The sequence below is a fragment of the Paraburkholderia sp. MPAMCS5 genome (assembly GCF_036016995.1).
Lineage (GTDB): Bacteria > Pseudomonadota > Gammaproteobacteria > Burkholderiales > Burkholderiaceae > Paraburkholderia.
On record NZ_JAYXBK010000004.1, the window covers coordinates 501,415 to 527,174 of the forward strand.

A 25,760-nucleotide genomic window follows, 5' to 3' on the forward strand; every position below is an offset into this window, starting at 1 on the left:
TAGGCTTTTCGCCCGCTGCGCGCTGGAAGCCTGACGTAAGGCCTGGTGTAAGGCCGGGTGTAAGGCCGGGTGTAAGACTTGCGGCGTCACTCGGCGGCGACGGTGACTTCTGAGCAGGATCAAGCTTTTCGCCGATGCTCTCGAACCATGATCGGCCCATGCGGTCACACTGACCATCGACGCACGGCGGCATAAAAAGCGCCTGTTTATAGGGCTTTTCGCACTACACGCCTGTCATGTCGCGGGCGTGACACAGATCGACACCGCATCGCAACACCGCATCGCAACACCGCATCGCAACGCCCGCCAACCTGCCTGACAGTCCTTTACGAGGAATGACGCCATGGCCGAAGCAATCTCCCGTCCCACGCCGCCGCAAACATTGGAGCCGGACCTGTTGCGCAAGATGGACCGCTACTGGCGCGCGTGCAACTACCTCTGCGCCGGCATGATCTATCTGCGCGACAATCCGCTGCTGCGCGAACCGCTGAAGCCCGAGCACATCAAGAACCGTCTGCTTGGGCATTGGGGTTCCGATCCCGGGCAGAGCTTTCTGCTCGTGCACCTGAATCGGCTCATCAACAAGCTCGATCTGGATGTGATCTACATTTCCGGTCCCGGTCATGGCGCGCCGGCCACGCTCGCGAACTGCTATCTGGAAGGCCACTACTCGGAGATCTATCCGGACCGCAGCGAGGACGAAGCCGGCATGCGGCGCTTTTTCCGCCAGTTTTCGTTTCCCGGCGGCGTCGGCTCGCATTGCACGCCCGAAACGCCCGGCTCGATTCACGAAGGCGGTGAACTCGGCTACAGCCTCTCGCACGGCTACGGCGCCGCGTTCGACAACCCCGATCTGATCGTCGCAGTGATGATCGGCGACGGCGAAGCCGAAACCGGCCCGCTCGCCACTTCGTGGCATTCGAACAAGTTTCTCAATCCGATCCGCGACGGCGCGGTGCTGCCGGTTCTGCATCTGAACGGCTACAAGATCGCGAATCCGACCGTGCTCGCGCGAATTCCGCGCGAGGAACTCGAAGCGCTGCTGACCGGTTACGGCCACAAGCCTTATTTCGTCGAAGGCGACGATCCCCAGGTCATGCATCAGCAGATGGCCGCCACGCTCGAACAATGCATCGGCGAAATTCGTGCGATACAGCAACATGCGCGCGAGAACAACGATGCGTCGCGTCCGCGCTGGCCGATGATCGTGCTGCGCTCGCCAAAAGGCTGGACAGGACCGAAAGAAGTGGACGGCCACAAGGTGGAAGGCTCGTGGCGCGCGCATCAGGTGCCGGTGCTCGATCCGGCGACGAACTCGAAAAGCCTGAAAGTGGTGGAAAGCTGGCTGCGCAGTTACGAGCCCGAGTCGCTCTTCGACGAAGCAGGGCGGCTTGTCGAAGAGCTGCGCGAACTCGCGCCGAAGGGCGCGCGCCGCATCAGCGCGAATCCGCACGCAAATGGCGGCGTGCTGTGCAAGATGCTCGACATGCCGGCGTTTCGCGACTACGCGGTCCAGCTGAAAAAGCCCGCCGGCATCTATACGTCGCCGACCGACGTGCTCGGCAAATTTCTGCGCGACGTGATGCGCAACAACATGACGAACTTCCGCGTGTTCGGCCCCGACGAAACCGCGAGCAACAAACTGACCGCGGTTTATGAGGCATCGGGCAAGACGTGGCTCGCGCAAACCGAGCCCAGCGACGCGGACGGCGGCGCGCTCGCCGCCGATGGACGCGTGATGGAGATGCTGAGCGAACACACGCTCGAAGGCTGGTTCGAAGGTTATGTGCTCACGGGCCGCCACGGTTTGTTCGCCACTTACGAAGCCTTCGTGCACGTGATCGATTCGATGTTCAACCAGCACGCGAAGTGGCTCGAAAAGGCCAAGCGCGAACTGCGCTGGCGTCAACCCGTGCCGTCGATCAATCTGCTGATCACCTCGCTCGTCTGGCGTCAGGACCATAACGGCTTCACGCATCAGGACCCCGGTTTTCTCGACGTCGTCACCAATAAAAGCCCCGACGTGGTGCGTATTTATCTGCCGCCCGACGCGAACTGTCTGTTGAGCGTGACCGATCACTGCCTGCGTTCGCGCGACTACGTGAACGTGATTGTCGCCGACAAGCAGCCGCATTTGCAGTATCTGGACATGGAGGCGGCCGTCACGCATTGCACGAAGGGCATCGGCATCTGGGACTGGGCCTCGACCGATCAGGGCGCCGAGCCGGATGTCGTGATCGCATGCGCGGGCGACATCGCAACCATGGAGGCGCTCGCCGCCGTGCAGATGCTGAAAGAGCGTTTCGCCGACCTGAAAATACGCTTTGTCAACGTGGTCGATCTGTTCCGGCTCATGCCCGAGCGCGCGCATCCGCATGGCCTGTCGAACCGCGATTTCGATTCGCTGTTCACCACCAGCAAGCCCGTGATTTTCAACTTTCATTCGTATGCGTCGCTGGTTCACAAGCTCACGTATAACCGCACCAATCACGACAATCTGCATGTGCACGGCTATCACGAGATCGGCAACATCAACACGCCGCTCGAACTCGCGATCGTCAATCAGGTGGACCGTTTTTCGCTCGCTATCGACGTGATCGATCGCGTGCCGAAACTGCGCGGCGTCGGCGATCATGCGAAGGAGTGGTTGCGCGGACAGATCATCGAGCATCTGGCCTATGCGCATGCCGAGGGCATCGACAAGGAAGAAATCCGCAACTGGACCTGGAAAAGCTGAGTGAGGCCGGTCATGAGTACACAGGGCGCTACTTCGCCGCCAACCATTCTCGTGCTGAACAGCGGATCGTCGTCGCTGAAGTTCGGGCTCTTCACGCACGCCGCCGCCGACGAAGCGCTGCTGCTCGAAGGCAGCGCGCAAGGCATCGGCCGCAGCGACGGCAGCTTGCGCATCGCCTCGCCGGATGGCCGCGTGCTCGTGCAGCAGGAACACGTGCTGCAATCGCAAACGGATGCGTTGCAGAAGCTCTGCGCGATCCTCGCGCAGCAGCATCATGCGCAGCCGGCGGCGGTGGGTCATCGCGTGGTGCACGGCGGTCCGCATTTGCGCGCGCATCGGCGCTTGACGCCTGACGTGCGCCGCCGCTTGCAGGAGGCCGTGCATTTTGCGCCTTTGCATATTCCGCCGGCGCTCGCCTTGATCGACGAAGCGCAGAAGATTTTTGGCGGCGCACAGCACTTCGCCTGCTTCGATACCGCGTTTCATGCCACGCTGCCGCCGCGCGCGGCGCAGCTCGCTTTGCCTCGGCGTTATGCGGACGCGGGCGTGATTCGCTACGGATTTCACGGGCTGTCCTACGAATCGCTCGTCACGCAGCTCGGTGCGAATCTGCCGCCGCGCGCGGTGTTTGCGCATCTTGGCAATGGTTCGAGCGTATGCGCCTTGCGCGATGGGCGCTCCGTCGATACGTCGATGGGCATGACGCCCACCGGCGGCGTGCCGATGGGCACTCGCAGCGGCGACCTGGACCCCGGCGTGCTGCTGTATCTGATGCGCGTCGAAGGGCTCGATGCCGACGCGCTCGAAACGCTCCTGAACCGGCATAGCGGCCTTGCCGGTTACGCCGATGGCGAGAGCGACATGCAGGTGCTCGAACAACGCGCGGCGGCGGGCGACGCGAATGCATCGCTCGCACTCGACGCGTTCGCAACCGCCGTGCGCAAAACCATTGGTGCGTATGCGGCTTTACTGGGCGGTATCGATCTGCTGGTTTTTACGGGCGGAATAGGTGAACACAGCGCGGAGATTCGCCAACGCATCTGCGAAGGGCTGTCGTTTCTGGGGCTTGTGGAAGGCGATGCGGAAGGCGATGCAGCGGGCAACGTGAGGGCGCTGCATACGGAAGAAGAGAAGCAGATCGCGAGGCATTGCCGCGCCTTATTGCAGTGTGACGACGTGCAGTGCGACGACGCCTGACATTGAATTGGCTGAAGCTCTGAGGTTCAAGCCCGCCTGACAACCAGCCGATCGCACACACCGGCCACGCCAAAGAGCCGCGTCACATCTTCCAGCACCGCCATTTTTTGTTCATCGCGTTGAAGCTCGCCGCAAAGCGTCAGGCGGCCGTCGCGTACTTCGACCGTGACCGTGTGGATGGGAACCGCCGTGTCCCACGCGAGGCGCCGCGCCGCTTCATGGGCGATTTGCGCGTCGGAGAGACGCGCGGTGTGCTGCTTCGGATAGAGCGAGTGAGCCATGGCGTTGCCACTGGAAAGACGCGGATTCCACCACACTAGCAGATGCCGCGTCCCCGCGCCGGACGTTACTGCATCGCGCCCGCCAGCGCCTGTGCGGTGGCGGCGGAAAGTGTCCAGCCAAGGTGTCCATGCCCGGTGTTATAAAACACGCCGTGGCGTTTTCCGCGGCCGACCTTCGGCAGCATGCTCGGCAGCATCGGCCGCAAGCCCGCCCACGGAATCACGCGCGCGGTCGACACCTCGGGGAAATGCCGGCGCGTCCAATCGACGAGCGGAGCAATCCGGTCCGAACGGATGTCGCGGTTAAAGCCGTTGATTTCTGCCGTGCCCGCCACCCGAAAACGCTCGGCGCCAAGGCGGCTCGTCACGATCTTCGCGCTGTCGTCGAGCAAACTGACCCACGGCGCGCGTTGCCGGCTGGTTTCGTCGTCGAGACACACGGTGATCGAATAGCCTTTCACCGGATACACGTTCACGTGATCGCCGAGCATGGCCGCAAAATCCCGGCTCTTCACACCGGCGCACACGACGATCCGCTCGAATGCAAACTGTTGCGCGTCGCGTTCGAGGTTGACTGTCACCGTGAAGCGTCCTTCGGCCGGCTGCTCGATCGACGTGATGTCCGCGTCGTAATGAAACTGCACGCCGTGGCGCACGCATGCATTGGCGAGACCGCGCGTGAACTTGTGGATGTCGCCGGTCGAATCGGATGGCGTGAAAAAGCCGCCGTAAAACTCGCCCTGCAACGTAGGCTCGATGCGCTGCAATTCATCCGACGTCACCGCGCTGCGATCGAGTCCGCCTTCACGCAGCAGGACGTTGACCTTGCTCGCCGCGTCGAACTCCTTGCGCGTTTTGTAGACGTGCAGAATGCCGCGCCGTTCCAGATCGAAGTCGATGCCTTCGCGATCCGCAAGCGAGAACAGATGCTCGCGCGCGGCGAGCGCAAGCCGCACCGTTTCGACGGTATTCGCACGATAGTGCGGAATTTGCCGCAGAAACTCGCCCATCCACGAATACTTGTGCCACGTAGGCAAAGGGTTGAGCAGCAGGGGCGCGTCGCGCGTGAGCATCCAGCGCAGGCCTTTGAGAACGGTGGCCGCGCTGTTCCAGACTTCGGCGTTGCTTGCGGAAAGCTGGCCGCCGTTGGCGAACGAGGTTTCCATTGCGGCGTAGCGATGCCGCTCGAACACCGTGACATGGTGGCCGCGTTGCGCGAGGGCGTGAGCAGTCGTGACGCCGGTAATGCCGGCGCCGATAATGGCGATTCGTGACATGACATGGTCCAGAGTAGTTGAGCATCACCGGGTTCGATTTCATGCGAAACCGGTGCCGATGCCCCATCTGTCCATGTACCTGAGAGTTTCTTTCCGCGCTAAGGCGCGGTGCACGCCGTATGCGGGAATCCCCTTCGGTGGGCGCGCGCGGCGCCGCTCTCCAGATGTTCCTGCTGCGCGGTCCTTTTGCCTGAGAGTTTCCGGGGCGGTTGCTCCGTCGGCGTCGCCGAACATCAGGCGATCTCTCCCGCGCTGCTTTGCAGAACGCCACGACGATACCGGGCAAAAATTTTTCCGGCAAGTGTTTTTGCACGCGAGCCGTGCCGCGCGATGCGCGCCATCGAGGCGATGCATACTCCGCGAAGGCCCGGCCCGTTTATCATAGTGGCCACCATTACGCCGCTAGATCACATGAACTCCACTCCCGACGCTTCGTCCCGTCCTTCGATTCGTGCATTGACCCTGCTTGAAGGGCGTGTGCTTGGCGTGCTCGTCGAAAAGCAGCACACCGTGCCCGACAGTTATCCGCTTTCGCTGAATGCGTTGACCTTGGGCTGCAACCAGAAGACCGGCCGTTCGCCTGTCATGAACGCAACGGAGGCCGAAGTGCTGACCGCCGTCGACGGTTTGAAACGGCTCAGCCTCGTGCTGGAAGGCAGCAGCAGCCGCGTGCCGCGCTTCGAGCACAACCTGAATCGCGTGCTCGGTTTGCCGAGCCAGTCCGCTGCGTTGCTGACCACCTTGCTGCTGCGCGGCCCGCAGACGGCCGCCGAATTGCGCTTGAACAGCGCGCGTCTGCATGGTTTTGCCGATATTTCCTCGGTCGAGGCCTTTCTCGATGAGCTGGTGGCGAACGACCCGCCGCGCGTCGTCAAGCTGCCGCGCACGCCTGGCGAGCGCGAGCATCGGTGGATGCATTTGCTGTGCGGCGAAGTGAGCGTGAGCGAGTTTGCGCAGTCGGCGGCCGGCGACGACGAAGCGGTGCCGCTGTCCGCGTTCGAAGCCGTGAAGGCCGAGCAAAAACGTCTCGCCGACGAACTCAGCCGGCTTCAGGCGGTGGTGAGGCGCATGGCGGCCGAACTTGGCATCGACGCAAACGATCTGGATGCCTGAAGCGCGCGGCTTACGCTTCGCCGCCGCGCTGCGGGTGGTTGGATAACGCGCGCTGCGTGCGGTAAAAGTTGCGCGGCGGCACGTTCGGCGAGTCTTCCGCCAGACGGTCGAGTTCGTCGCGGATCGCGGTGAGATAGTGGCCGTCGCGCGCGTCGGCGTCGCCTGCGAAAACCGATTCGAGCCGCCGCCGCACTGCGCCATAGCGCGCGCCCGCGGCGCGATGTTTTTCCGCGCGCTCGGCATAGCGCAGATGCGTGTGCAGCGCCGAAGATACCGCGGCGATCACGCTCACGAGACCGACGAGAATCCTGATTTCGAACGAGACGGCATTCGAGTTCAACGAGGCGAACACCGCGGTGCCTACAAACGCGGTCAACACCGTGACCAGCCAGCCGATCTGGCGTTCTCGCGCGGACAGCAGGTCGGCCATGTCGTAATGACTCATCTGGGATTCACGCGCGCGCCTGATCCATTTCAGCAAAAGCTGCTGTTCGTCGACGGGCGGCTCGTAGGCGGGCAGATTCTTCATGGGGCTCGTCAGGGTTGCGTGCACGCGCGCCACGCGCGTGCAGTGACGCTACTGTGCCACATGAAAGCGCGGCTTCGCACGCGCGGCCTTTGTCGTGCGACCTTTGTCGTGCGACCGATACTTCCGTCGATGGCACGCGCAAGCGACGCTGACGCGTTGCGTCGAATAAGCGGGGCTCGCGCGCTGGCCGATCATGCGCTGCGCGAGCGAATTGTCGAGCGGACCCGATTCGCCTGGGATACCGAAGGTTCCCGTTTTCGCCTGCGTGAAGCTTATCGCATCCCGCCTATCGCATCCCGCAGCGCAGCGCGGCTGATGCCCGCGAGATTCGCGACGTGCCGCGCCTGATAGTATGAGGTGAGCAGACTGTTGCGACGCGACACCGCGAGGAGGCGTCGTAGCTTCGGTACACGTCGAGGCGCGCATTGCGCAATCCGCCTACGGCGCGGCACGAGCCACGTCTTTGCAACGAAGTTTTTAGCCGATTCTCAGCATGCAAAGAGGAATGCGCTGCGCGGCTTGCCGACTCCGTGTAAGAACCGGCAAGCAGACGCCACGGCTAGGATGAACGGTCGCGATTGCGCGTTCGCGTGGCGCCCGTGAGCACCGCGATACCGAGCAGGATCACCGCCACGATTGCAATGATGTGCTGCGCCACATGCAGCGCCATCAGTCCCCAGGCGACGCCGCCAATGAAAATGATCCATCCGACCAGATAGATGAGCAGGGTCATCGTTTTCTCCTTGTGGTTTCGGCCAATGGCGCCCGTTCCCTGCGCTGCAAAATTTACCGGGTGCTCCGATGGTCCGCTGACGTCGCTCACAGCGCCCTCGCCGCAAAAGCGATCAACGGGTCTATCTCCAAGCATATTGCGCGCCTGAGCGTTTCTCGATGCACCTCGCGTCCTCTCCGGAACGCGGCTTGCTTCGCCCGGATAGCCGCCGCACGGAGAAGCAACGCAACGCGATCAATCATGGCCACAAGCAAGCGCCCAGCTAAGCACCCGAGTGAGCGCGCGCCCTCGGAAAAAAGCGAAACCCGAGCCGATTCCGACGTCGATCCAGCCCAGCAGCCCGCCACGCTCGACGATTGCCGGCGTTGTCCGCTCTGGCGCAATGCGACTCAAGCCGTGCCCGGCGAAGGCCCGCGTCACGCGCAGATCATGATGGTCGGCGAGCAGCCGGGCGACAAGGAAGACCTGCAAGGTTTGCCCTTCGTCGGACCGGCCGGCGCGTTGCTCGACGATGCGCTGGCCGAGGCCGGCGTGGGCCGTAAAGAGGTCTATGTGACGAATGCGGTCAAGCACTTCAAGTGGACGCCGCGCGGCAAGCGTCGCATGCATAAAACGCCCGCGCAACGCGAAGTGAAGGCATGTCGCTACTGGCTCGATCAGGAGCTGGACAGTGTCGGCGCGCAGGTGGTCGTCGCGTTGGGCGCGACGGCTTTGAAGGCCGTGCTGGACGATCCGAAATCGCGCTTGCAGGATTCGATCGGCAAGGTGATCGAGCATGGCGGCCGTGTCGTGATCGCCACCTATCACCCGTCATTTGCATTGCGTGCGCCGGACCCGGAAACGCGCCATCGCGCCTATGCGGCGATTGTCGCCGCGCTCGCGAATGCGAAGAAACTCGCGCAGCAGCGCAAATAGGTGTGGTAAATGGGCGCAGCGGCTCTCAGGCCGCCGCTTCGCGCGCGTGCAATGCCAATCGTTCCATCAGACGTTGCGCGTCGAAGGGCGCATTGGTTTTTGCGTCGTTGTCGAAATAGCAGTAGACGTCACGCGTTCTGGCGCGCGGCGGTTGCAGATCCGGCGCGGCGAGACGGGCGTCGGCGGGTTGCGAACCATGGCTCCATGACGCGATTCTGTCGGCCCAGCGTTCCAGCGATGCATCCGGATACGCGCCGGAATATTTCGTCTGCGTGCCGTGCAAGCGGAGATAGACAAAGCCCGCGCTCAGGTCTTCGAACTGCGGCCACGCTTCCGTCGAGTCCGATACGACGAGTGCAACCTTGTGGTGTCGCAGCAACTTCACGAACGCCGCATCGACGAAGCTCTCGTGACGCACTTCCACCGCGTGACGCAATGTGCGCTTGCGCTCGGTCTCCACGTACGGCGTTTTCACCCGCTTGTCGTGTTGTTGCGCGAGCGAGCGCGCCGCTTCCGTGTCGCGCGGCAGCAAGCTCAGGAAGCGCTCCATATGCTCCGGGTCGAAACGCAGCGAGGGCGGAAACTGCCACAGTATCGGCCCGAGCTTCTCCTTCAACGCGAGCAGTCCTTGCGCGAAAAAATTCGCGCAGGCGACGGTCGCCGTCTCGTCACGAAAGCGCAGCAGATGAGTCAGATAACGCGCGCCTTTCACGGCAAAGATAAAACCGGGCGGCGTGTCGGCGTACCAGTGCTGCCAGCTATCCAGGGATTGCAGACTGTAATGCGTGCCGTTGATTTCGATCGTCTGCATGCGCTCCGCCGCATAGCGCAGTTCCGTTGCCTGCTTCAATCCTTCGGGATAGAACGTGCCGCGCCATCCTTTGTAGCGCCAGCCGGAAATGCCGATATGAATCTGGCCCGCCGTATTTTTCACGTTCGATCCAATACTCAACTCCGCGATTGAACCTGGTCGAAGCAACTCACGTGCCACCGAGCGGCACGTGAGTTGCTGCCTGGGTCATTGCATGTCCACTATCGAACAGCGGCCGGAACCGCGGCCGTCGGCAAGGAGGCGCGCATGACAAGGACGGATTCCCGCAGCACGGACGTGGAAACGCGAAGCGACGGCACGATGTGCGTCACGCATCGAGGCGTCGATCTCGTGGTCAGTGCAAGGCAGAACGAGCGGGGCGCATGGGTGCCGGTGATTGCGGCGTCGGTGGACGGCAAGCCGTTCGCGTTACCGGATGTCGAAACGGTCTCGCCGGAATGGACGACACGGGACGAGGCATTGCGCGACGGCGTGGAGCGCGGCTGCTATCTGGTCGAGCGACCGGGCGCGGGCCATGGCCTTGAAGATTCCGCGCCCGGAACAGGAGAAAGTTGATGAACCGTCTCGTCAATCTCGTATGCCGCGCGATGACATCGGGCGCCGCGGCGGGCAGCGCCGCCGCGATCACGGCAGCCGCGCGCGCGCGCGGCGACGGCAGCACGCCGTACGCGCCGATCAATGCGGTCACCCATTGCTTATGGCCGCGCCGCGCATTGTCGGAAACCGGCTTGAGCGCGCGATTCACGCTGACTGGGCTCGAGATTCATCAGGCGTCGGCGATGTTCTGGGGCGTGCTGTTCGAAGGATTGCTGGATCGCTGGCAATGTCACACGAAGCGCCGCGCCGGCATCGCGGAGGTCGTCGCGTGCGCGAGTACGACGGCGGCCGTTGCGTATGTGGTCGACTATCACGCGGTGCCGGAGCGCCTCACGCCGGGGTTCGAGGCGCATCTGTCGCGGCGCTCGATGTTTTACGTATACGGCGCGCTTGCTGCGGGTTTCGCTGTGGCCGCGATCTGCCGGAGCCGATGCGAGGATTGAGCGTTGCGGCGAGGCAGAGGCGATCAGATCGCCGCAATAAACGCCTCTCCCGCCGCAAGACGATTGGCGCCTTCCACAAGCGCGTCGCCGTCGCGGCCCGCATGCGTCGATAGCAGCACCACGCCGCGATGCGCTTGCACCGTGGCCTCCTTCGCGCCCATGTTCAGCGCAATGAAGAGCCGCAGATTGCGGCAACGCCGCTCGTAGGTCAGCACGTCGCCAAACGCGGCGACGTTTTCAATCGTGCCTTGCACGAGCGCCGCATTGCTGTGCCGCAAGCTCAGAAGGCGCCGATACAGCGACAACATGCTCGACGCGTCGCCTTCCTGATCGTGCACACTGGTATTCGTCGCAATGGGCAACCATGGCTTGCCCGTCGTAAAACCCGACCCCGCAGACGACGCATTCCATTGCATCGGCGTGCGCTCAGGATCGCGTCCCTGGCCGATGCCGGGTTGCCGCAATTCCGCCGGGTCCTGCACCTGATCGGGTGGAATGTCGCCATCCGTCATGCCGATTTCGTCGCCGTAATAGAGCGTCGGCGTGCCGCGCAGCGTGAGCAGCAGCACGGCGGCCACGCGCGCCTGCACGGGCCCCGCGCGCGACGCGACGCGCGGATTGTCGTGATTGCCGAGCACCCAGTTCGGCCACGCGTGCTCGGGCAGCGCGCTGTTGTAATCGCGGATCATGTTCGCGATGTCGCCCGCGTTCCAGCGCGCGTTGAGCAACTGGAAATTGAACGGCATGTCGGCGCCGTCGCCATTCGCGCCGTAGTACTTCATTAATTGCGGCACCGGCAGATAGATTTCTCCGATCAGCACGCGCTCGCCGTATTCGTCGAGCGTGGCGCGCATGGAGCGCACGATGTCGTGCACTTCCGGCTGATCCTCGGTGTGAGTCTGCAATAGCCGATGATGCGCCGGCTCGCCCGGCTTATACGCCAGATTCGGCGGGTTGTCGCGGAACTGCGCGTCCTTGATGAGCAGCCACAGCACGTCGACGCGAAAGCCGTCCACGCCGCGATCGAGCCAGAAGCGCAGCACGTCGTCCATCGCGCGGCGCACGCGCGGGTTGCGCCAGTTGAGGTCCGGCTGTTCGCGCAGAAACGCGTGGTAGTAATACTGACGCGTATGCGCGTCCCATTCCCACGCTGAGCCGCCCATGCGGCTCAGCCAGTTGTTGGGCGGGCCGCCGTCGGGCGCGGGGTCGCGCCACAGATACCAGTCGCGCTTCGGATTCTCGCGCGACGAGCGGCTTTCCTCGAACCACGGATGCCGGTCGGACGAATGATTCGGCACGAAATCGAGCAGCACCTTGAGGCCGAGTTCGTGGGCGCGGTCCGCAAATTGCTTGAAGTCGTCGAGCGTGCCGAACATCGGGTCGATGTTGCAGTAGTCGGCGACGTCGTAGCCGAAGTCCGCCATCGGCGAAGGATAGATGGGAGACAGCCAGAGCGCGTCGACGCCGAGTTCGACGAGATAACGCAGGCGCGTGGTGATGCCCGCGAGGTCGCCGATGCCGTCGCCGTCGCTGTCCTGAAACGAGCGTGGATAGATCTGATAGATCACCCCGCGTTGCCACCATGCCAGTTCCGACATTGCAATTCCTCTCAACGAACGATTGTTTTGGCGCCACGCGGGGACCGCATGCTCAATGACCTCTGGTACAAGAATGCCATCGTGTATTGCCTTTCGGTAGGCACGTTCATGGACGCGAATGGCGACGGCGTCGGCGACTTTCAGGGTCTGTTGCGGCGGCTCGACTACCTGCAAGGGCTCGGCGTGACGACAATCTGGCTGATGCCGTTCCAGCCGTCGCCGGGCCGCGACAATGGCTACGATATCTCCGACTACTACAACGTCGATCCAAAATACGGCACGCTTGGCGACTTCTCCGAATTCACGCACGCGTGCGGCGAGCGCGGCTTGCGCGTGATGATCGACCTCGTGGTCAATCACACATCAGACCAGCACCCATGGTTTCAGGAAGCACGCAGCGATCCCGACTCGAAGTATCGCGACTGGTATGTGTGGGCGGACAAGCAGCCGCGCAACGCGAAAGACGGCGTGGTGTTTCCCGGGGTGCAGAAGTCCACATGGAATTTCGAAAAGGAAGCGAAGCGCTGGTACTTCCATCGTTTCTACGATTTCCAGCCGGATCTGAATACGTCGAATCCGTATGTGCAAGCCGAATTGCTGAAGATCATGGGCTTCTGGATCCAGCTTGGCGTGTCCGGATTCCGCATGGACGCAGTGCCGTTCGTGATCGGAACCAAGGGCCCGACGGTGCGCGAGCCTGTTCAGCAATATGACATGTTGCGGGCATTTCGCGAGTTTCTGCAGTGGCGCCAGGGCGACGCGATCATTCTCGCGGAAGCCAACGTGCTGCCCGACACCGACCTCGACTATTTCGGCGACGAAGGCGAGCGCTTGCAGATGATGTTCAACTTCCAGCTAAACCAGAACACCTTCTACACGCTCGCGAGCGCCGACACCGCGCCGTTGAAGAAAGCGCTGAGCGCGACGAAGCGGCGCCCGCCCACCGCGCAATGGGGCGTTTTTCTGCGCAATCACGACGAACTCGATCTCGGCCGCCTCAGCCCCGAGGAACGCGAGGCCGTTTTCGCCGCGTTTGCCGCCGATCCGGGCATGCAGCTCTATCAGCGCGGCATTCGCCGCCGCCTCGCGCCGATGCTCGCCGGCGACAGGCGCCGTCTCGAACTCGCGTACAGCCTGATGCTGACCTTGCCCGGCACGCCGGTTCTTCGTTACGGCGACGAAATCGGCATGGGCGACAACCTGCGCCTGCCCGAACGCGAATGCGCACGCACGCCGATGCAATGGTCGGCCGAACCGAACGGCGGCTTCACGAAACACCCGAAGCCGCCGTGCCCCGTCATCAGCGATGGGCCTTACGGTTTTGAGCGCGTCAACGTGGCGGCGCAGCGGCGCGATCCGAATTCGTTTCTGAACTGGATGGAACGGATGATCCGCATGCGCCGCGAGGTGCCGGAAATCAGCTGGGGCGATTTTGACGTGCTGCGCACGTCGCGAAGCGATGTGCTCGGGTTGCGTTATGACTGGCGCAACAACTCGGTGCTGTGCCTGCATAACTTCCGCGCGGAAGCCTGCACGGTGAAATTCCGCTCGGGCTGCGAGGAGCCTGGCCAGAAGCGGCTCATCAATCTTCTCTCGGACGACCATAGCGAAGAGAAGGACGACGGCCGCCACGAGGTCGTGCTGGAGCCCTATGGATACCGGTGGTATCGGGTCGGCGGGCTCGACTATCTATTGAGGCGCAGCGAGATTTAGGCGCGCGCAACGGAGTCTGGAGAATATAAGGCGAATGCAATGAATAACCGACAAGGCTTGGTCGACACACTCGGCAAAGCGCGTTTTACCCTGGCCGCGACGATGCTCGCGCTGGGTCTCGCGGCATGCGCGTCGCATCCCGTGGATATCGCCGACCGGGGCGTGGGTCCGCATCCTGAACTGCCGGCGCCGCACACCTCGCTGCTGCCGACCATCAACATCGCGCCCGTGCAAGCGCGCGACAGCCAAAGCACGCCGGTCGCGCCCAAGGGCTTCACGGTGACGGCGTTCGCGAGCGGACTGGAGCATCCGCGCTGGGTGTATCCGCTGCCCAACGGCGATTTGCTGGTGGCCGAGAGCAATGCGCCCGCCGAACACGACAAGGGGCAGGGCATTGTCGGCTGGATTCGCAAACAGGTGATGAAGCGCGCGGGCGCGGGCGTGCCGAGCCCCGACAAAATCGTGCTGCTGCGCGGCGAGGGCGGCACGGCGCAAAGCCGCAGCGTGTTTATCGCGGGCCTTCACTCGCCGTTCGGCATGGCGCTTGTGGGGGACTGGCTTTATGTCGCCGACACCGACGCGCTGTTGCGTTTTCCCTATCACGCCGGCGACACGCAGATCACCGCGCCGGGCGAGAAAGTGGCCGATTTGCCGGCGGGCCCGATCAATCATCACTGGACCAAAAATGTGGTGGCGAGCCGCGACGGGCAGCGCCTCTATGTGGCGGTCGGCTCGAACAGCAATGTCGGGGAAAACGGCATCGCGGCGGAAGAAGGCCGCGCGCGCATCCTCGAATTCACGCTGGCGACGGGACAGTCGCGCGTGTTCGCGTCGGGCCTGCGCAATCCGAACGGAATGGACTGGCAGCCCGACAGCGGCGCGCTATGGACCGCGGTCAACGAGCGCGACGAACTGGGCGACAACCTCGTGCCCGACTACATGACCGCGCTGAAAGACGGCGGCTTTTATGGCTTCCCTTACAGCTATTACGGGCAGCACGTCGACACGCGCGTGAAGGAACAGCGGCCCGACAAGGTGGCGAGCGCGCTCGTGCCGGACTATGCGCTCGGCAACCACACGGCATCGCTCGGACTCGCCTTTTATGTCGGCAAAAGCTTTCCACGGCATTACTGGGGCGGCGCGTTCGTCGGCCAGCATGGGTCGTGGAATCGCAAGCAGCATAGCGGCTACATGGTGGTCTTCGTGCCGTTCGCCGACGGCCGGCCAGCGGGCTTGCCCGAGACGTTTCTCAGCGGCTTCCTGAGCGCGGATGGACACGCGTTGGGGCGTCCGGTCGGCGTCGCGGTCGATCGAACCGGCGCGCTGTACGTGGCCGACGACGTCGGCAACGTGGTCTGGAAGATCGTGTATCGCGGCGGGTGACGATGCAAGACGGGTTCCCGGAATTGCCCGGTAAAATAGCCGTCCCTATCAACGGCGCGGAAGGCTCGATCCGCGTCCGCTCACTTTGATTTCGAGGCGTTCATGTCCATGGAAACAGGCACCGTCACCGATGAACGGGTGGCTCACATTGCAGACCGCATGGTTGGCGAAGGCAAGCGGGTTTCGGCGCTGGCGATCTGGGGAGAAGTCCGCAGCGGTTCGATCGTCGCCGTGTCCGCGGCCTTGCAGCGCTGGCGCGAGGCGCGGCAGCCCGACGCGGAGCCGGCCCATGCGAGCGTCATGAGCGGCCTGCCGGAAGACGTCGCGCAAACCATGCTCAGTGCAGCCGGCACGATGTGGGCGAGCGCGCGCGAGGAAGCCGAGCGCGTGGTGAATCAGCGGCTTGCGGTGGCGGGCCAGCACGCGGACGCGATCGCGGGCGAGCGCGACGAGGCGCTGGCCGCGTATCAGGACAGAGTCGCCGAAGCCGAGCTGGCCCACGAGCGTGTCGCGACGCTCACGAACGCGTTGAGCATTTCCGAAGACGCCGTGAATCGCCTCGCGACGGAACTGCCGTCGTTGCGCGACCGCGCAAAAGCCGCCGACGAGCGCGTCGCCGAAGTCGAGCAACGGGCCGCGGCGGCGCAAGCACGCGTCGCGCAGACCGAGGAGCGGGAAGCCGCGAGCGAGGCGCGGATTGCGCAGGCTGAGGAGCGGGCGAGCACGGCTGAGGCGCGTGTGGCGCAGGCGGATGAGCGGGCGGCCGCCGCAGAAGCGCGTGCGGCCCAAGCCGAGGAGCGGGCAACGGCGGCTGAAGCGCATGTGGCTCAAGCCGATGAGCGTGCAGCAGCCGCAGAAGCGCGCGTGGCCCAAGCCGAGGAGCGGGCAACGACCGCGGAAGCCCGCGTCGCCCAGGCCGAAGAACGCGCCTCGACTGCGGAAACCAGACTGCAAGCCGCCGAAGCCGCGCTCAGCGAAGCACACCACGCACACGAAGCGTCGAGCAAGGCGAGCACTGCCAAAGACGTGGAAATCACGCGGCTCGTGGAAGAGCGCGATGCCGCGCGCCACGAGGCCACCACGCTCGGCGAGGCCGGACACGCGCACGCGAAGGAAGTGCAGCGCTGGTCGGATGAGTCGAATGCGGCGTCATCGCGTGCGCAAAACGCCGCGTTGCAGGCCAGCGAAAGCCGCTCGCAACTCGCCGCATTGCAGGCCGAACTGGATCAGGCCCGCGCCGAACTCACGGCGCAGCGCGAAGCCAACGCGGCCCGTCACGACGAAACAGCAAGTCAGCGCGGCGAACTGGAACGCGTGCAACAGGAACTCGATGCGAGCCGCGACAAGCTCGCCGCCATGAGCGAAGCCAACGCCGCCGCGACGGCGGAAAGGAGCCGGCTTACGCAGGAGGCGTCGTCGGCGGCGGATCGCGCGGACGCAGCCGAGCGGCGCGCGACCGACCTCGAACACCAGCTTGCCGACCTCGAACGCGCGCACGCGCAGCGGCTCGAACATGCTCAGGAAGCGGCCTTCGCGCCGGAGAGCCCGTCGCCGGAAATCGAATCGCGGGAAGCCGTGATGGCGGACGAACTCGCCTCGCTGCGTCGTCAGATAGCCACTCAGGCCAGGACGCACGAGAAGTCGTACGGCGAACTTCGCACGCTCGCCGAGCAGTGGATCGCGCATGCGAAGGAACTCAAGCAGCGGCTCAGTGCGACCAACCAGAAAGTCACTTTCCTCGACGCCCGCAGCGCAGCGGAGGTTGCGTTGTTGCGTCGCCTGTCGTCGGAACTGGAACGGCTGAAGCCGGACCACGATCTGATCTCGCGCGACGCGCAGCAGAAGCTGATCAGCGCGACGCTCGCCGAACGTCTCGAACAGAAGGGCTATCGGTACGATCCGGCCACCGCGGTCATGTCGAAGATCGAAGCCTGATCGCGGGCAGCCACCCAGCGACACTCCGCTCAACGCAGCACGCGCGCCACCAACGGCAGATGATCCGAAGCCACGCGCGCGGGCGCGCTCCGGTCCACCCGAATATCGACGAGCCGCGTCGCCGGATGCACCCACACGCGATCCAGCGCGAAAGCAGGAAAACGCGACGGAAAGGTGCGCGGCGCGGCGACGCGTCCGAAGCGCGTGAGCAGCGCGCGCAGCGGCCATCCCCAGACGAACCATTCGTTCAGATCGCCGAGCAGGATCACCGGAAGATCGGGCGTATCGAACGCTTCGAGCAGCCGCCGCACCTGGGCGCGGCGTTCGCGCGCCGACAGGCCGAGGTGCGTGGCGACGATGCGCATCAGGCCCCGGCCGGTGTCGAGATCGACGTCGAGCGCGCCGCGCGCCTCGCGGCTGCCGAACGACAGATCCAGCGTGCGGATCGCGCGCACCGGCAGATTCGTCAGGACGGCATTGCCGAAGCGCCGGTCGGGACCGTCGAGCGTCGGCCCCGGCACCGCGTGCATGCCGGTCAGCTCCTGCAATTCGCGCAGCACGTCGATGCTCGCCGCGCCGCCGAGCGGCACCTCCTGCAACGCGACGATATCGGCGTTCAGCGCCGCGATCACCTGCGCGATCCGCGCCGCCGAGCGCTGGCCGTCCGTGCCCACCGCCCCGTGAATGTTGTACGTGACGATGCGCAGCGGCTCGCCGGCATCGCTCGCATACGCCGGCTGCGCCTGCGCGCGCGACGCGTCCGGCGCTTCGTCGAAGGTCGCGGCTTCGTGCGCGCGCGCGCTCATTCGCGCCTCGTCAGCATGCGCCGCAAGACTAGCGACATGGACACGAGCGCCACGCCGATCACGCCGACCAGCATCAGCGAAAGCGGCGTGGGATGCGTGACGGCGGCGACCAGTTGGCGAGCGAACGACGTCGCGAGCACGACGCCCGGCGCCATGCCGATCGCGGTGCCGGCCATGAAGTCGCGAAAGCGGACATGCGAGGCCCCGGCCGCGAGATTGACAATCGAGAAGGGCGCGACTGGCACCAGCCGCAGCAGGATCACGGCCATCAGCCCTTTGCTGCGCAGCCGTTCGCTCAACTGATTCAGGCGCGCGCCGGCCAGCTCGCGCACGGCGTCGCGCCCGAGCCACGCGCCCGCGGCCCAGCCGGCCGCCGCCGCGATCAGCGTGCCGGTGAGCGCGTACGCGGCGCCGGCCACCGCGCCGAACACGAAACCCGTGACGGCGATCAGCAGCGTCACGGGCACCGAGAGCAGCGCCGCCGCGACGTACATCGCGACCACGGCAAGCGGCCCGAAATGTGTGGCGGCGAGCCGCTGCGTCTCGCTGGCGAGCTTCGCGAAGCTCAATTCGTGACCGAACGGCGTGAAGCGCCAGGCGACAGTCAGCGCGACCACGCCGAGCGCAAGCGCGCCGAGCACCAGCAGCTTCACGATCACCGGACGATGCGTCGGCTCGGGCAGGAACTGCGCGATCAGCTCGTTGGCGGCGATCGGCGCTTCGGGATCGAGCACGTGAACGCCCTCGGCGATGTCGCGCAACTCGGGCGGCACCTGCGGCGTCAACGGTTCGAGCGTGCGCACGGAGTCGGAACCGGCTTTGAGGCTCGCAATCGCCGCGTTGAGGCGGCCATGACGCGCGAGCGCCTGTGCCACTTCGGTTTCGCTCGATGCGAGGTGTTCGGCGAGCAGCCGGTTGCGAATGCGCGCGATCGCCTGTTGCCGCTGCGGGTCGCCGCGCGCGTCGATCACGATGCAGCACTCGGAGTCCAGCACCATCGAGCGGTTGTTCAGGTTCGCGCTGCCGATCACGAGCAGACGCTCGTCGACGATCATCATCTTGCTGTGCACGTTCACGAACTTGCCGTTCGGCGCGTCCACGACGGGCGCGTACATCGCGTAACGGCCCGCGTGGTCCGCCGCTTTCAGCAACTTGTGCAGGCGCGCGCGCAACACGCCCATCGTCGCTTCCTGAAGCCAGCCGTTCTGCCGGTACGGACACACCATGGCGAGGTCGGGCCCGTTCTCTTCCGCGATGCGCTTTTGCAGCGCCGCGCCCACCGAATTCGCGGTGAAGTACTGGTTCTCGACATAGATATTGCGGCGCGCGGCGGCCACGGCGGACAGATGCAGCGCCTTGACCTGCTGGATCGCCGGCCTGCCGTCGTAGGCCGATTCGGTGAGCGAAATACCCAGATCGACATCCGTAAAATCGGGCTCGATGCCGGACGGCCACAAGTCCGTGCGCGCCGCGGGCTTCTCGATGAACGGACGGCCCGCCTTGTGGCTCGCGCGTGAACGCCGCCAGCGCTCGCGCGCGAGATGGGCGATGGCGGCGGCCGCGGCGCCGTCGAACATGAGCTGCGCGTCGTGCATCGGTCCATAACTCGTCTTGCCGAGGTTCTTGCGCAGCGGATCGGCGGGGCGATGCTCGGGCGTGTCCCAGCGCGAACCGGTGAGGTCGATGCCGCCGGTGAACGCAAGGCTGTCGTCGATCACGACGATTTTCTGATGATGCGACGCACCCAGCGGATGACGCCCGTCGAGCCGGAACGACAGCCTGCGGCGCGCGTGCCACGCGGGCTTGTACGAGGGCAGCCATTCGCGCTCGAACGCGTACAGCATCGCGAAATCCCAGCCGAGCAGATGGATGCGCAACTGCGGATTGGCATCGAGCACGGCGCACAGGAACTCTGAAAGTCTGGGCGGAAGACCGTCGTTCGCGCCGCCGGGCACGAGTTCGATGCGGCTGTCGATATCCCATCCTAAAATGAAGATCGTATGCCGCGCGCGCGGAATCATGTCGCGCAGCACCGAATAGTAGGACGCCGCATCGATCAGCACGCTCGCGCGATGCGCGCGCAGAATCCATTCGCAGGTCGAAGCGGTGTCCATGACCGCGCCGTTCGGCGCGATAGGCGCCGCCGCCTCGGTGTCGCTCGACGGAGAATCGAGCAGTTCGGGTTGCGTCGGGTTGGGTTCGCTCATGGCGGTCCATGCTGCGGTCATGGGCAACACGGTTGCAAGGCGCGTTCCACGACGCTTTTTGCCATGCTTGCCGACGCGGCGCGTTTCCAGCGTTTTCCGCGTTTGCAGCATTTGCAGCATTTGCAGCATTTGCCGCGTGGCACGCGGTTTGCGGCGCACATTCGGTTTCAGGGACGTCACGAACCACGGGAAGGAACGGGTCGTGAACGCAAGCCTGCGCGGCATTGCGCGGCACAGGTTATGCGCGCCCCTGAAAGCAACGTTTTTCCACTGTAAGGAGATGAATATGGCTCAGCATCCGGCACATGCGCAGAACCACCGCCATCCCGACGAACCGCGTCCCGAAGAAATTACACGCGCGCTGGAGGGTGCGGAGTTTCCGACCACGCGCGACAAACTGGTCGAACTCGCCGCGCGCAACGGTGCGGACGGTGAAGTGCTGGCCGTGCTCAAGCGCATGGGCGACCGCAATTTCGACAGCGTCGCGGCGGTGGTGCGCGGAGCGATGGACGTCGAATAAGGGCGGAACCAGGGCGCGGGCGGCGCTTGCGCCTTGGTGCCTGAGGCACTCGAATCATGTTGCCTCAGGCGCTTGCGCCGCACCACATCAGGCGCTTGCGCCGCACCACCCAAGCCGCTCACGCCACACGGCCCACAACGCCCGCATCGAGCACCAATGCCAGCGCGCCGACGAGGATAAAGCTGCAAGCCCACACAGTGTCCAGATTGAACCAGCTTCGCGACACGAACTTCAGTCCCAGATAGCGATAAACCAGCCACGCGATGAACCCGCCGACCAGCGTCATCGCGAGTGCATGCACGCCCGAGACGACGAGCGCCATGCCGAGCCGCGCTTCCATCAGCGTTTGCGCGGCCTGGTGGGTGCGGTCGACGTCGCCGGCATGGCACAGCCCGAGATAGATCGGCACGAGCATCAATCCCGCGCCGTGCGCAATCGCAATCGCGAACGACCACAGCGCGAGCCGCGACGGCGGAATGCGCGCGAGCGCGCGCGGATGGCGCCGCCCGATCAGCAGGAATACGCCGAAGCCGATCACGAGCACGCTAGCGCCGGCCTGGATCGCGCGTTGCCAGGCGAGCAGGATCGCGAGCATCGCGAACGGCAGCATCATCACGAAGACGGCCAGCAGATGTCCGGCGGCGAGATAGAAGAGGGCGGCGAAGAGCGCCTTCGCGCGCCTTTGCATGAGCGCGCTCGACACGGCGAGCGGCCAGCCCATCGCCGGATTGGCGCCGTGATACAGACCGCTCGCGACGACCGCGAGCCAGAGGCCGGTCTGCGACCAGCCGCCGCTCAAACGCCCACCGACGGGTAGCAGAACGAATCCGTCGAGCAGTCGCCGCCTTCGAGCCGGATCTGATGCGCGCGGTAGCCGTCGGGAAACTTCACCCAGAAGTCGTCGGCGAGCACGAGGCCGCCGCCCGGCTGGGCGTGCGCCATCACCTGCGCCGCGGGCACGCCGCCCGGATAGAACTGGTTGTCCCACGTCGAATACAGCGAGTTGGTCCAGTAGACGCGCTGGCCGTCGCGGCTGATTTCCACCATCTGCGGGCCGCCCGCGAACGCCTCGCCGTTCGGATGCGGCGCGCGCCGCACGATCCCGCCGAGATGAACCGAGCCCGCGAGCTTCGGCTTGCGCGGCTCGGTGACGTCGTACTGGCGCATTTCGCCCGTGCCCCAGCAGGCGACGTAGAGAAATGTGTCGTCGAGGGAAAGATCGATGTCGGTGACGAGCGGGGGCACCGCGCCAAAGCCTTGCAGCAACGGCGGCAGCGAGGCGGCGTCCGCCGGTTCGGGCGCAATGGTCGCCGTCTTCTCGATCTGGAACTGGCCGCCTTCGCGCCACCAGGTCCAGATCGAGCCTTCCAGGTTCGTCGTATCGACCACCACGCCGATAAAACCGTACTCGCGGCTCGGGTCGTGCGCGGGCCGCACTTCGAGCGCCATTTGATGATGCGCGCCGAGGTCGATGCTCTGCACATGGCGTCGGCCGCGCAAATCCCAGAAGTGGACGGTGTGGCCGTAGCGGTTCGCCAGCAGATCCTCGGGGACGATGCCGTTCTCGAACTGCGGCGGCAGCGCCCATTCGCTCGACACCATGTAATCGCGCGGCAGGTTCCACCAGAAGTCGTAGTGCTTCTGCTGCGGACCGCGGTCGATTTCCCAGCGGCCGAGCACGTCGAACGTTTCGCAATCCATGATGAAGATGCCCGGCGGCCCGTCGGTGCCGTCCGCTCCGCCGCCGCCGAGCGTGCTCACGTAAATGCCTTCCGGTCCGCAATGAACCGTGTGCGGGCGCGAGTAGCCGGTCTTGCGGAAAATTTCCTCGGGCTCGACGATCTTGTGGATTTTCGCCTGCGTCGGATGCGGCTTCGTATCGACGATGTAAATTCGCGACGAGCGCATGCCGGGAATGATCAGATAGCGGCGCTCGAGAAACGCGTGGCCCGTCAGCGGCGAGAGCGCGGACGAACACGCATTCCAGCCGAAGTGATGAAATTCGTCGCCTTTGTTCGGCACCGGCACCGTGTGAACCACCTGGCTGTAGGTCGGCGAACCGCGCTTGACGTCGATCACGGCGAGCGCGTCGGGCTGCGCAAAATCGGGGCTGAGCAGGAGCGTGTACGCGTACTCTTCCGCGGGCGCATCCATGGCGAGTTTGGGCGAGGCGTGAAACGTGGGATCGGGTCGCATACGCATGACGGCGTCTCCTCTTTCTGATCCGGCGCGCGGGCGGCCCGCCTGAACGCGCTTCGCGCTTTAGATGTAGTTCACGTTGGCCCCGAGAGCAACCCGAACTTGCGCGGGGTGTGTCTGGGCTCGTCCGGGCCCGCATGCCGGAATCGTGCCAGAGGCGCCGTGCCTCATATCGTGGTATTCCATAATACTGATTTACTTGGAGTGGACCATAACATGGCATACCATAATCTCAACAAGCGGCATCGAGCCGGCATCCATGGGCATTGCCCCTCGTCAGGAGAACGACATGAAGCTGGAAGTGCGCAAGCTGGTCACTTACGTCGAAGACACTTTCATTGAAGGCGGCAAGGCCGCGGCGCGGCCGCTCAAACTGATCGGCGCGGCGGCGGTGCTGCGCAATCCGTGGGCGGGGCGCGGTTTCGTCGAAGATCTGAAACCCGAGATTCACGGGCTCGCGCCGCAACTGGGTGAAATGCTGACCGCGCAGATGCTGCAAGTGGCCGGTTCCGGCGAGGCGATCGAGGGCTACGGCAAGGCGGCTATCGTCGGCACGTCCGGCGAAATCGAACATGCGTCGGCGCTGATTCACACGCTGCGCTTCGGCAATCTGTATCGCAATGCCGTCGGCGCCAAAAGCTACCTGAGCTTCACCAATCTGCGCGGCGGTCCGAACTGCCCGATCACTATTCCGCTGATGCACAAGCACGACGAAGGCATGCGCTCGCATTACCTGACCGTGCAGTTCTCGATCGTCGATGCGCCCGCGCCGGACGAACTCGTGATCGCGCTCGGCGCGTCCATCGGCGGGCGTCCGCATCATCGGATCGGCGACCGCTATCAGGACCTCAAGGAGTTGGGAACCCATGAAGGCTGATTTCGCGCCCGAACGTGCCGCGTCGCGCGGCGAGGCCGGCGGCACGAGCTACAGCGTGTACGCGTCGCAGTTGCCGAAGGCGCGCGCCACGGTCGTGCTGATTCACGGCGTCGGCATGAACCAGAGCGTGTGGGCGCCGCAGATCGACGCGCTGACCGAGAGCTACGAGGTGCTCGTCTACGACATGCTCGGCCACGGCCAGAGCGCGCTGCCCACGGCCACGCCGACGCTCGCCGAATACGCGGCGCAACTGGAGGCGCTGCTCGATGCGCTGAAGGTCGAGCGCGCGCACGTGGTCGGGCATTCGATGGGCGCGCTCGTCGCACTCGAATTCGCGCTGACGCATCCGCGGCGCGCGTTGAGTGTCGCCGCGTTGAACGCGGTGTACGACCGCACGCCGGAGCAGCGCGAAGCCGTGATGACGCGCGCCGCCTCGCTCGATGAAACCGCGCAGAACGCGGGCATCGACGCGACGCTCTCGCGCTGGTTCGGCGATCCGGTTCCAGGGCATCTGACGCAGGCGGCGCAAGCGGTGCGCACGCTGCTGCTGTCGGTCGATCCGCTTGGCTATGCACGCACCTACCGGCTGTTTGCCTCTTCCGACGACGCGCATGTCGGACGGCTCGCGAGCCTTGCCTTACCCGCGCTTTTTCTGACCGGCGAGGGCGATCCGAATTCGAGCCCGGCGATGTCGCGCGCGATGGCGGCCGCCGCGCCGGACGGTCGCGCGGAAATCCTGCCGGACGCGCGCCACATGATGAACGTCACCGACCCCGAACGGGTGAATCAACGGCTGCTCGCCTTCCTCGCCGAAGCGGACGTGGGCGCCTGCGTTCGCAATACGCAAGCATCGATCCTTGGAGAACGCCATGAATGAACCGGTCACCGAACAGGCTTTCGACGCCGCCGACTTCCGCCGCGCGCTCGGCGCGTTCGTCACGGGCGTGACGGTCGTCACGACAATCCAGCCCGACGGCTCGCCGCGCGGTTTCACCGCGAATTCGTTCACGTCGGTGTCGCTCGATCCGCCGCTGATTCTCGTGTGCATCGCGAAGACGGCGTCGAGCTATGCCGTGTTCTCGGAGACGACGCATTTCGCGGTGAGCGTGCTGTCCGAAGACCAGAAAAGCGTGTCGGGCGTGTTCGCCTCGAAAGCCGCCGACAAGTTCACGCAAGTCGCGTGGCAAACGCGCAGCACGGGCGCGCCGGTGATGTCGGGCGCGGCGGCGAGCTTCGACTGCGCGACGCATGATGTCGTCGATGCGGGCGATCACATCATTCTGATTGGACGTGTGGTCGATTTCGTTCATACGAGCGCGTCGCCGCTGGGATATTGCCGCGGCGCCTACGTGAACTTCAGCCTCTCGCAGGACGCGCTGGCGGCAGCCGGCTCGCGCGCGCAGGTCGGCGCGATCCTCGAACATCGCGACGGGCTCGTGTTGCTCGACACGCCGCAAGGCCTGCAATTGCCGACCGGCATCAAGCTCGAACCCGCGAGCGACGCGGCGAGCCTGCGCGGCGTGCTGGCGAAGCTCGGTCTCGACGTGCATCTGGACTTCATCTTCGCCGTGTTCGAATCGGGCGGCGCGCAAACCGGCGGACAGCCGGCGAGCGTGCAGGTCTACTACCGCGGCCGCGTGGTCGATAGCGGCGCGGCGTGGCTCGACAGCGCGATCCGCATCGTCCCGCTCGCGCAGATTCCATGGGACGACGTGCGCGACGAAGCCGTGCGCTCCATGTTGCAGCGCTATGTGCGCGAACGCAGCGAAGACGCGTTCGGCATCTATGTCGGCGATTCGCAGGCCGGCACGGTGCAAGCCCTCGCGCTTTCGCATTGACGCAACGACGCTCCACTTCGGCAACGAACC

General features: G+C 64.8%; 23 protein-coding genes and 1 riboswitch. Of the genes, 13 read left to right on the top strand and 10 right to left on the bottom strand.

The genetic code is table 11. The features are described 5' to 3' along the window. Positions 1 to 343 precede the first annotated feature (343 nt). Positions 344 to 2,737 (top strand): phosphoketolase family protein, encoded by a 2,394-nt coding sequence (locus tag VOM14_RS12560; protein ID WP_327629013.1) that lies wholly within the window; start codon positions 344 to 346, stop codon positions 2,735 to 2,737. 12 nt (positions 2,738 to 2,749) lie between these two features. Then, positions 2,750 to 3,934 (top strand): acetate/propionate family kinase, encoded by a 1,185-nt coding sequence (locus VOM14_RS12565; RefSeq protein ID WP_327629014.1) that lies wholly within the window; start codon positions 2,750 to 2,752, stop codon positions 3,932 to 3,934. A 26-nt stretch (positions 3,935 to 3,960) separates the two neighbouring features. On the opposite strand, the gene VOM14_RS12570 is transcribed toward VOM14_RS12565, so the two are convergent. Further along, positions 3,961 to 4,215 carry a BON domain-containing protein gene (locus VOM14_RS12570; RefSeq protein ID WP_327629015.1) on the bottom strand — a complete coding sequence of 85 codons (255 nt, stop codon included), beginning with the start codon at positions 4,213 to 4,215 and terminating at the stop codon, positions 3,961 to 3,963. Positions 4,216 to 4,280: 65 nt separating this feature from the next. Then, positions 4,281 to 5,492 carry a D-amino acid dehydrogenase gene (locus VOM14_RS12575; RefSeq protein WP_327629016.1) on the bottom strand — a complete coding sequence of 404 codons (1,212 nt, stop codon included), beginning with the start codon at positions 5,490 to 5,492 and terminating at the stop codon, positions 4,281 to 4,283. Between the two features lie 168 nt (positions 5,493 to 5,660). Then, positions 5,661 to 5,752, bottom strand: a riboswitch (glycine riboswitch). 151 nt (positions 5,753 to 5,903) lie between these two features. On the opposite strand from VOM14_RS12575, the gene VOM14_RS12580 reads away from it, so the two are divergent. Then, positions 5,904 to 6,605 (top strand): YceH family protein, encoded by a 702-nt coding sequence (locus tag VOM14_RS12580; RefSeq protein ID WP_327629017.1) that lies wholly within the window; start codon positions 5,904 to 5,906, stop codon positions 6,603 to 6,605. Positions 6,606 to 6,615: 10 nt separating this feature from the next. Here VOM14_RS12580 and VOM14_RS12585 read toward each other — a convergent pair whose 3' ends face one another. Both VOM14_RS12585 and VOM14_RS12590 read right to left on the bottom strand, forming a co-directional pair. After that, positions 6,616 to 7,134, bottom strand: coding sequence for an SLATT domain-containing protein (locus VOM14_RS12585; RefSeq protein WP_327629018.1), 519 nt, complete (start codon positions 7,132 to 7,134; stop codon positions 6,616 to 6,618). Between the two features lie 559 nt (positions 7,135 to 7,693). Then, positions 7,694 to 7,867, bottom strand: coding sequence for a hypothetical protein (locus VOM14_RS12590; protein WP_327629019.1), 174 nt, complete (start codon positions 7,865 to 7,867; stop codon positions 7,694 to 7,696). A gap of 240 nt (positions 7,868 to 8,107) precedes the next feature. Here VOM14_RS12590 and VOM14_RS12595 point away from each other — a divergent pair, with 240 nt between their 5' ends. Continuing rightward, positions 8,108 to 8,782, top strand: coding sequence for a UdgX family uracil-DNA binding protein (locus VOM14_RS12595; RefSeq protein WP_327629020.1), 675 nt, complete (start codon positions 8,108 to 8,110; stop codon positions 8,780 to 8,782). 25 nt (positions 8,783 to 8,807) lie between these two features. Here the strand turns inward: VOM14_RS12595 and VOM14_RS12600 are convergent, their stop codons facing one another. Further along, the gene (locus VOM14_RS12600) at positions 8,808 to 9,716 is read right to left on the bottom strand and encodes a DUF72 domain-containing protein (protein WP_327629021.1); all 909 of its coding nucleotides are present in this window, start codon (positions 9,714 to 9,716) and stop codon (positions 8,808 to 8,810) included. A gap of 144 nt (positions 9,717 to 9,860) precedes the next feature. Between VOM14_RS12600 and VOM14_RS12605 the strand changes: the two genes are divergently transcribed. Together VOM14_RS12605 and VOM14_RS12610 are read left to right on the top strand one after the other, a co-directional pair. Continuing rightward, positions 9,861 to 10,169 carry a DUF6566 family protein gene (locus tag VOM14_RS12605; protein ID WP_327629022.1) on the top strand — a complete coding sequence of 103 codons (309 nt, stop codon included), beginning with the start codon at positions 9,861 to 9,863 and terminating at the stop codon, positions 10,167 to 10,169. Continuing rightward, positions 10,169 to 10,654, top strand: coding sequence for a hypothetical protein (locus VOM14_RS12610; protein ID WP_327629023.1), 486 nt, complete (start codon positions 10,169 to 10,171; stop codon positions 10,652 to 10,654). Before VOM14_RS12605 ends, VOM14_RS12610 begins: the two co-directional genes overlap by 1 nt. 23 nt (positions 10,655 to 10,677) lie before the next feature. On the opposite strand, the gene VOM14_RS12615 is transcribed toward VOM14_RS12610, so the two are convergent. Continuing rightward, positions 10,678 to 12,252 carry an alpha-amylase family glycosyl hydrolase gene (locus VOM14_RS12615; RefSeq protein ID WP_327629024.1) on the bottom strand — a complete coding sequence of 525 codons (1,575 nt, stop codon included), beginning with the start codon at positions 12,250 to 12,252 and terminating at the stop codon, positions 10,678 to 10,680. Between the two features lie 48 nt (positions 12,253 to 12,300). On the opposite strand from VOM14_RS12615, the gene VOM14_RS12620 reads away from it, so the two are divergent. The 3 genes from VOM14_RS12620 (at position 12,301) to VOM14_RS12630 (ending at position 17,283) form a co-directional block, all read left to right on the top strand. Then, a complete protein-coding gene (locus VOM14_RS12620; protein ID WP_327629025.1) occupies positions 12,301 to 13,965 on the top strand; it encodes an alpha-amylase family protein in 1,665 nt (554 codons plus the stop codon). Between the two features lie 102 nt (positions 13,966 to 14,067). Beyond that, complete coding sequence (locus VOM14_RS12625; protein WP_327629092.1) at positions 14,068 to 15,348, top strand: PQQ-dependent sugar dehydrogenase; 1,281 nt, start codon at positions 14,068 to 14,070, stop codon at positions 15,346 to 15,348. Positions 15,349 to 15,450: 102 nt separating this feature from the next. Continuing rightward, on the top strand, positions 15,451 to 17,283 hold the full coding sequence (locus tag VOM14_RS12630) for a DNA-binding protein (RefSeq protein WP_327629026.1): 1,833 nt from the start codon (positions 15,451 to 15,453) through the stop codon (positions 17,281 to 17,283). Between the two features lie 29 nt (positions 17,284 to 17,312). Here VOM14_RS12630 and VOM14_RS12635 read toward each other — a convergent pair whose 3' ends face one another. Both VOM14_RS12635 and VOM14_RS12640 read right to left on the bottom strand, forming a co-directional pair. Continuing rightward, entirely contained in the window at positions 17,313 to 18,089 is a 777-nt protein-coding gene (locus VOM14_RS12635) for an endonuclease/exonuclease/phosphatase family protein (protein ID WP_327629027.1), read from the bottom strand. Beyond that, positions 18,086 to 20,296, bottom strand: coding sequence for a VTT domain-containing protein (locus VOM14_RS12640; RefSeq protein ID WP_327629093.1), 2,211 nt, complete (start codon positions 20,294 to 20,296; stop codon positions 18,086 to 18,088). The genes VOM14_RS12635 and VOM14_RS12640 overlap by 4 nt, the downstream gene beginning before the upstream one ends. A 286-nt stretch (positions 20,297 to 20,582) precedes the next feature. On the opposite strand from VOM14_RS12640, the gene VOM14_RS12645 reads away from it, so the two are divergent. Further along, complete coding sequence (locus VOM14_RS12645; protein ID WP_327629028.1) at positions 20,583 to 20,816, top strand: DUF2795 domain-containing protein; 234 nt, start codon at positions 20,583 to 20,585, stop codon at positions 20,814 to 20,816. A 118-nt stretch (positions 20,817 to 20,934) separates the two neighbouring features. Here VOM14_RS12645 and VOM14_RS12650 read toward each other — a convergent pair whose 3' ends face one another. Beyond that, on the bottom strand, positions 20,935 to 21,615 hold the full coding sequence (locus VOM14_RS12650; protein WP_327629029.1) for a hypothetical protein: 681 nt from the start codon (positions 21,613 to 21,615) through the stop codon (positions 20,935 to 20,937). Continuing rightward, positions 21,612 to 23,018 carry a selenium-binding protein SBP56-related protein gene (locus VOM14_RS12655; protein ID WP_327629030.1) on the bottom strand — a complete coding sequence of 469 codons (1,407 nt, stop codon included), beginning with the start codon at positions 23,016 to 23,018 and terminating at the stop codon, positions 21,612 to 21,614. The genes VOM14_RS12650 and VOM14_RS12655 overlap by 4 nt, the downstream gene beginning before the upstream one ends. 286 nt (positions 23,019 to 23,304) lie before the next feature. Here VOM14_RS12655 and VOM14_RS12660 point away from each other — a divergent pair, with 286 nt between their 5' ends. From VOM14_RS12660 to VOM14_RS12670, 3 genes are read left to right on the top strand one after another with little or no spacing between them, the layout of a single operon-like run. Next, entirely contained in the window at positions 23,305 to 23,892 is a 588-nt protein-coding gene (locus VOM14_RS12660; RefSeq protein WP_327629094.1) for an amino acid synthesis family protein, read from the top strand. Next, complete coding sequence (locus tag VOM14_RS12665; RefSeq protein ID WP_327629031.1) at positions 23,882 to 24,769, top strand: alpha/beta fold hydrolase; 888 nt, start codon at positions 23,882 to 23,884, stop codon at positions 24,767 to 24,769. The genes VOM14_RS12660 and VOM14_RS12665 overlap by 11 nt, the downstream gene beginning before the upstream one ends. Continuing rightward, positions 24,762 to 25,730 carry a flavin reductase family protein gene (locus VOM14_RS12670; protein WP_327629032.1) on the top strand — a complete coding sequence of 323 codons (969 nt, stop codon included), beginning with the start codon at positions 24,762 to 24,764 and terminating at the stop codon, positions 25,728 to 25,730. The genes VOM14_RS12665 and VOM14_RS12670 overlap by 8 nt, the downstream gene beginning before the upstream one ends. Positions 25,731 to 25,760: the final 30 nt, after the last annotated feature.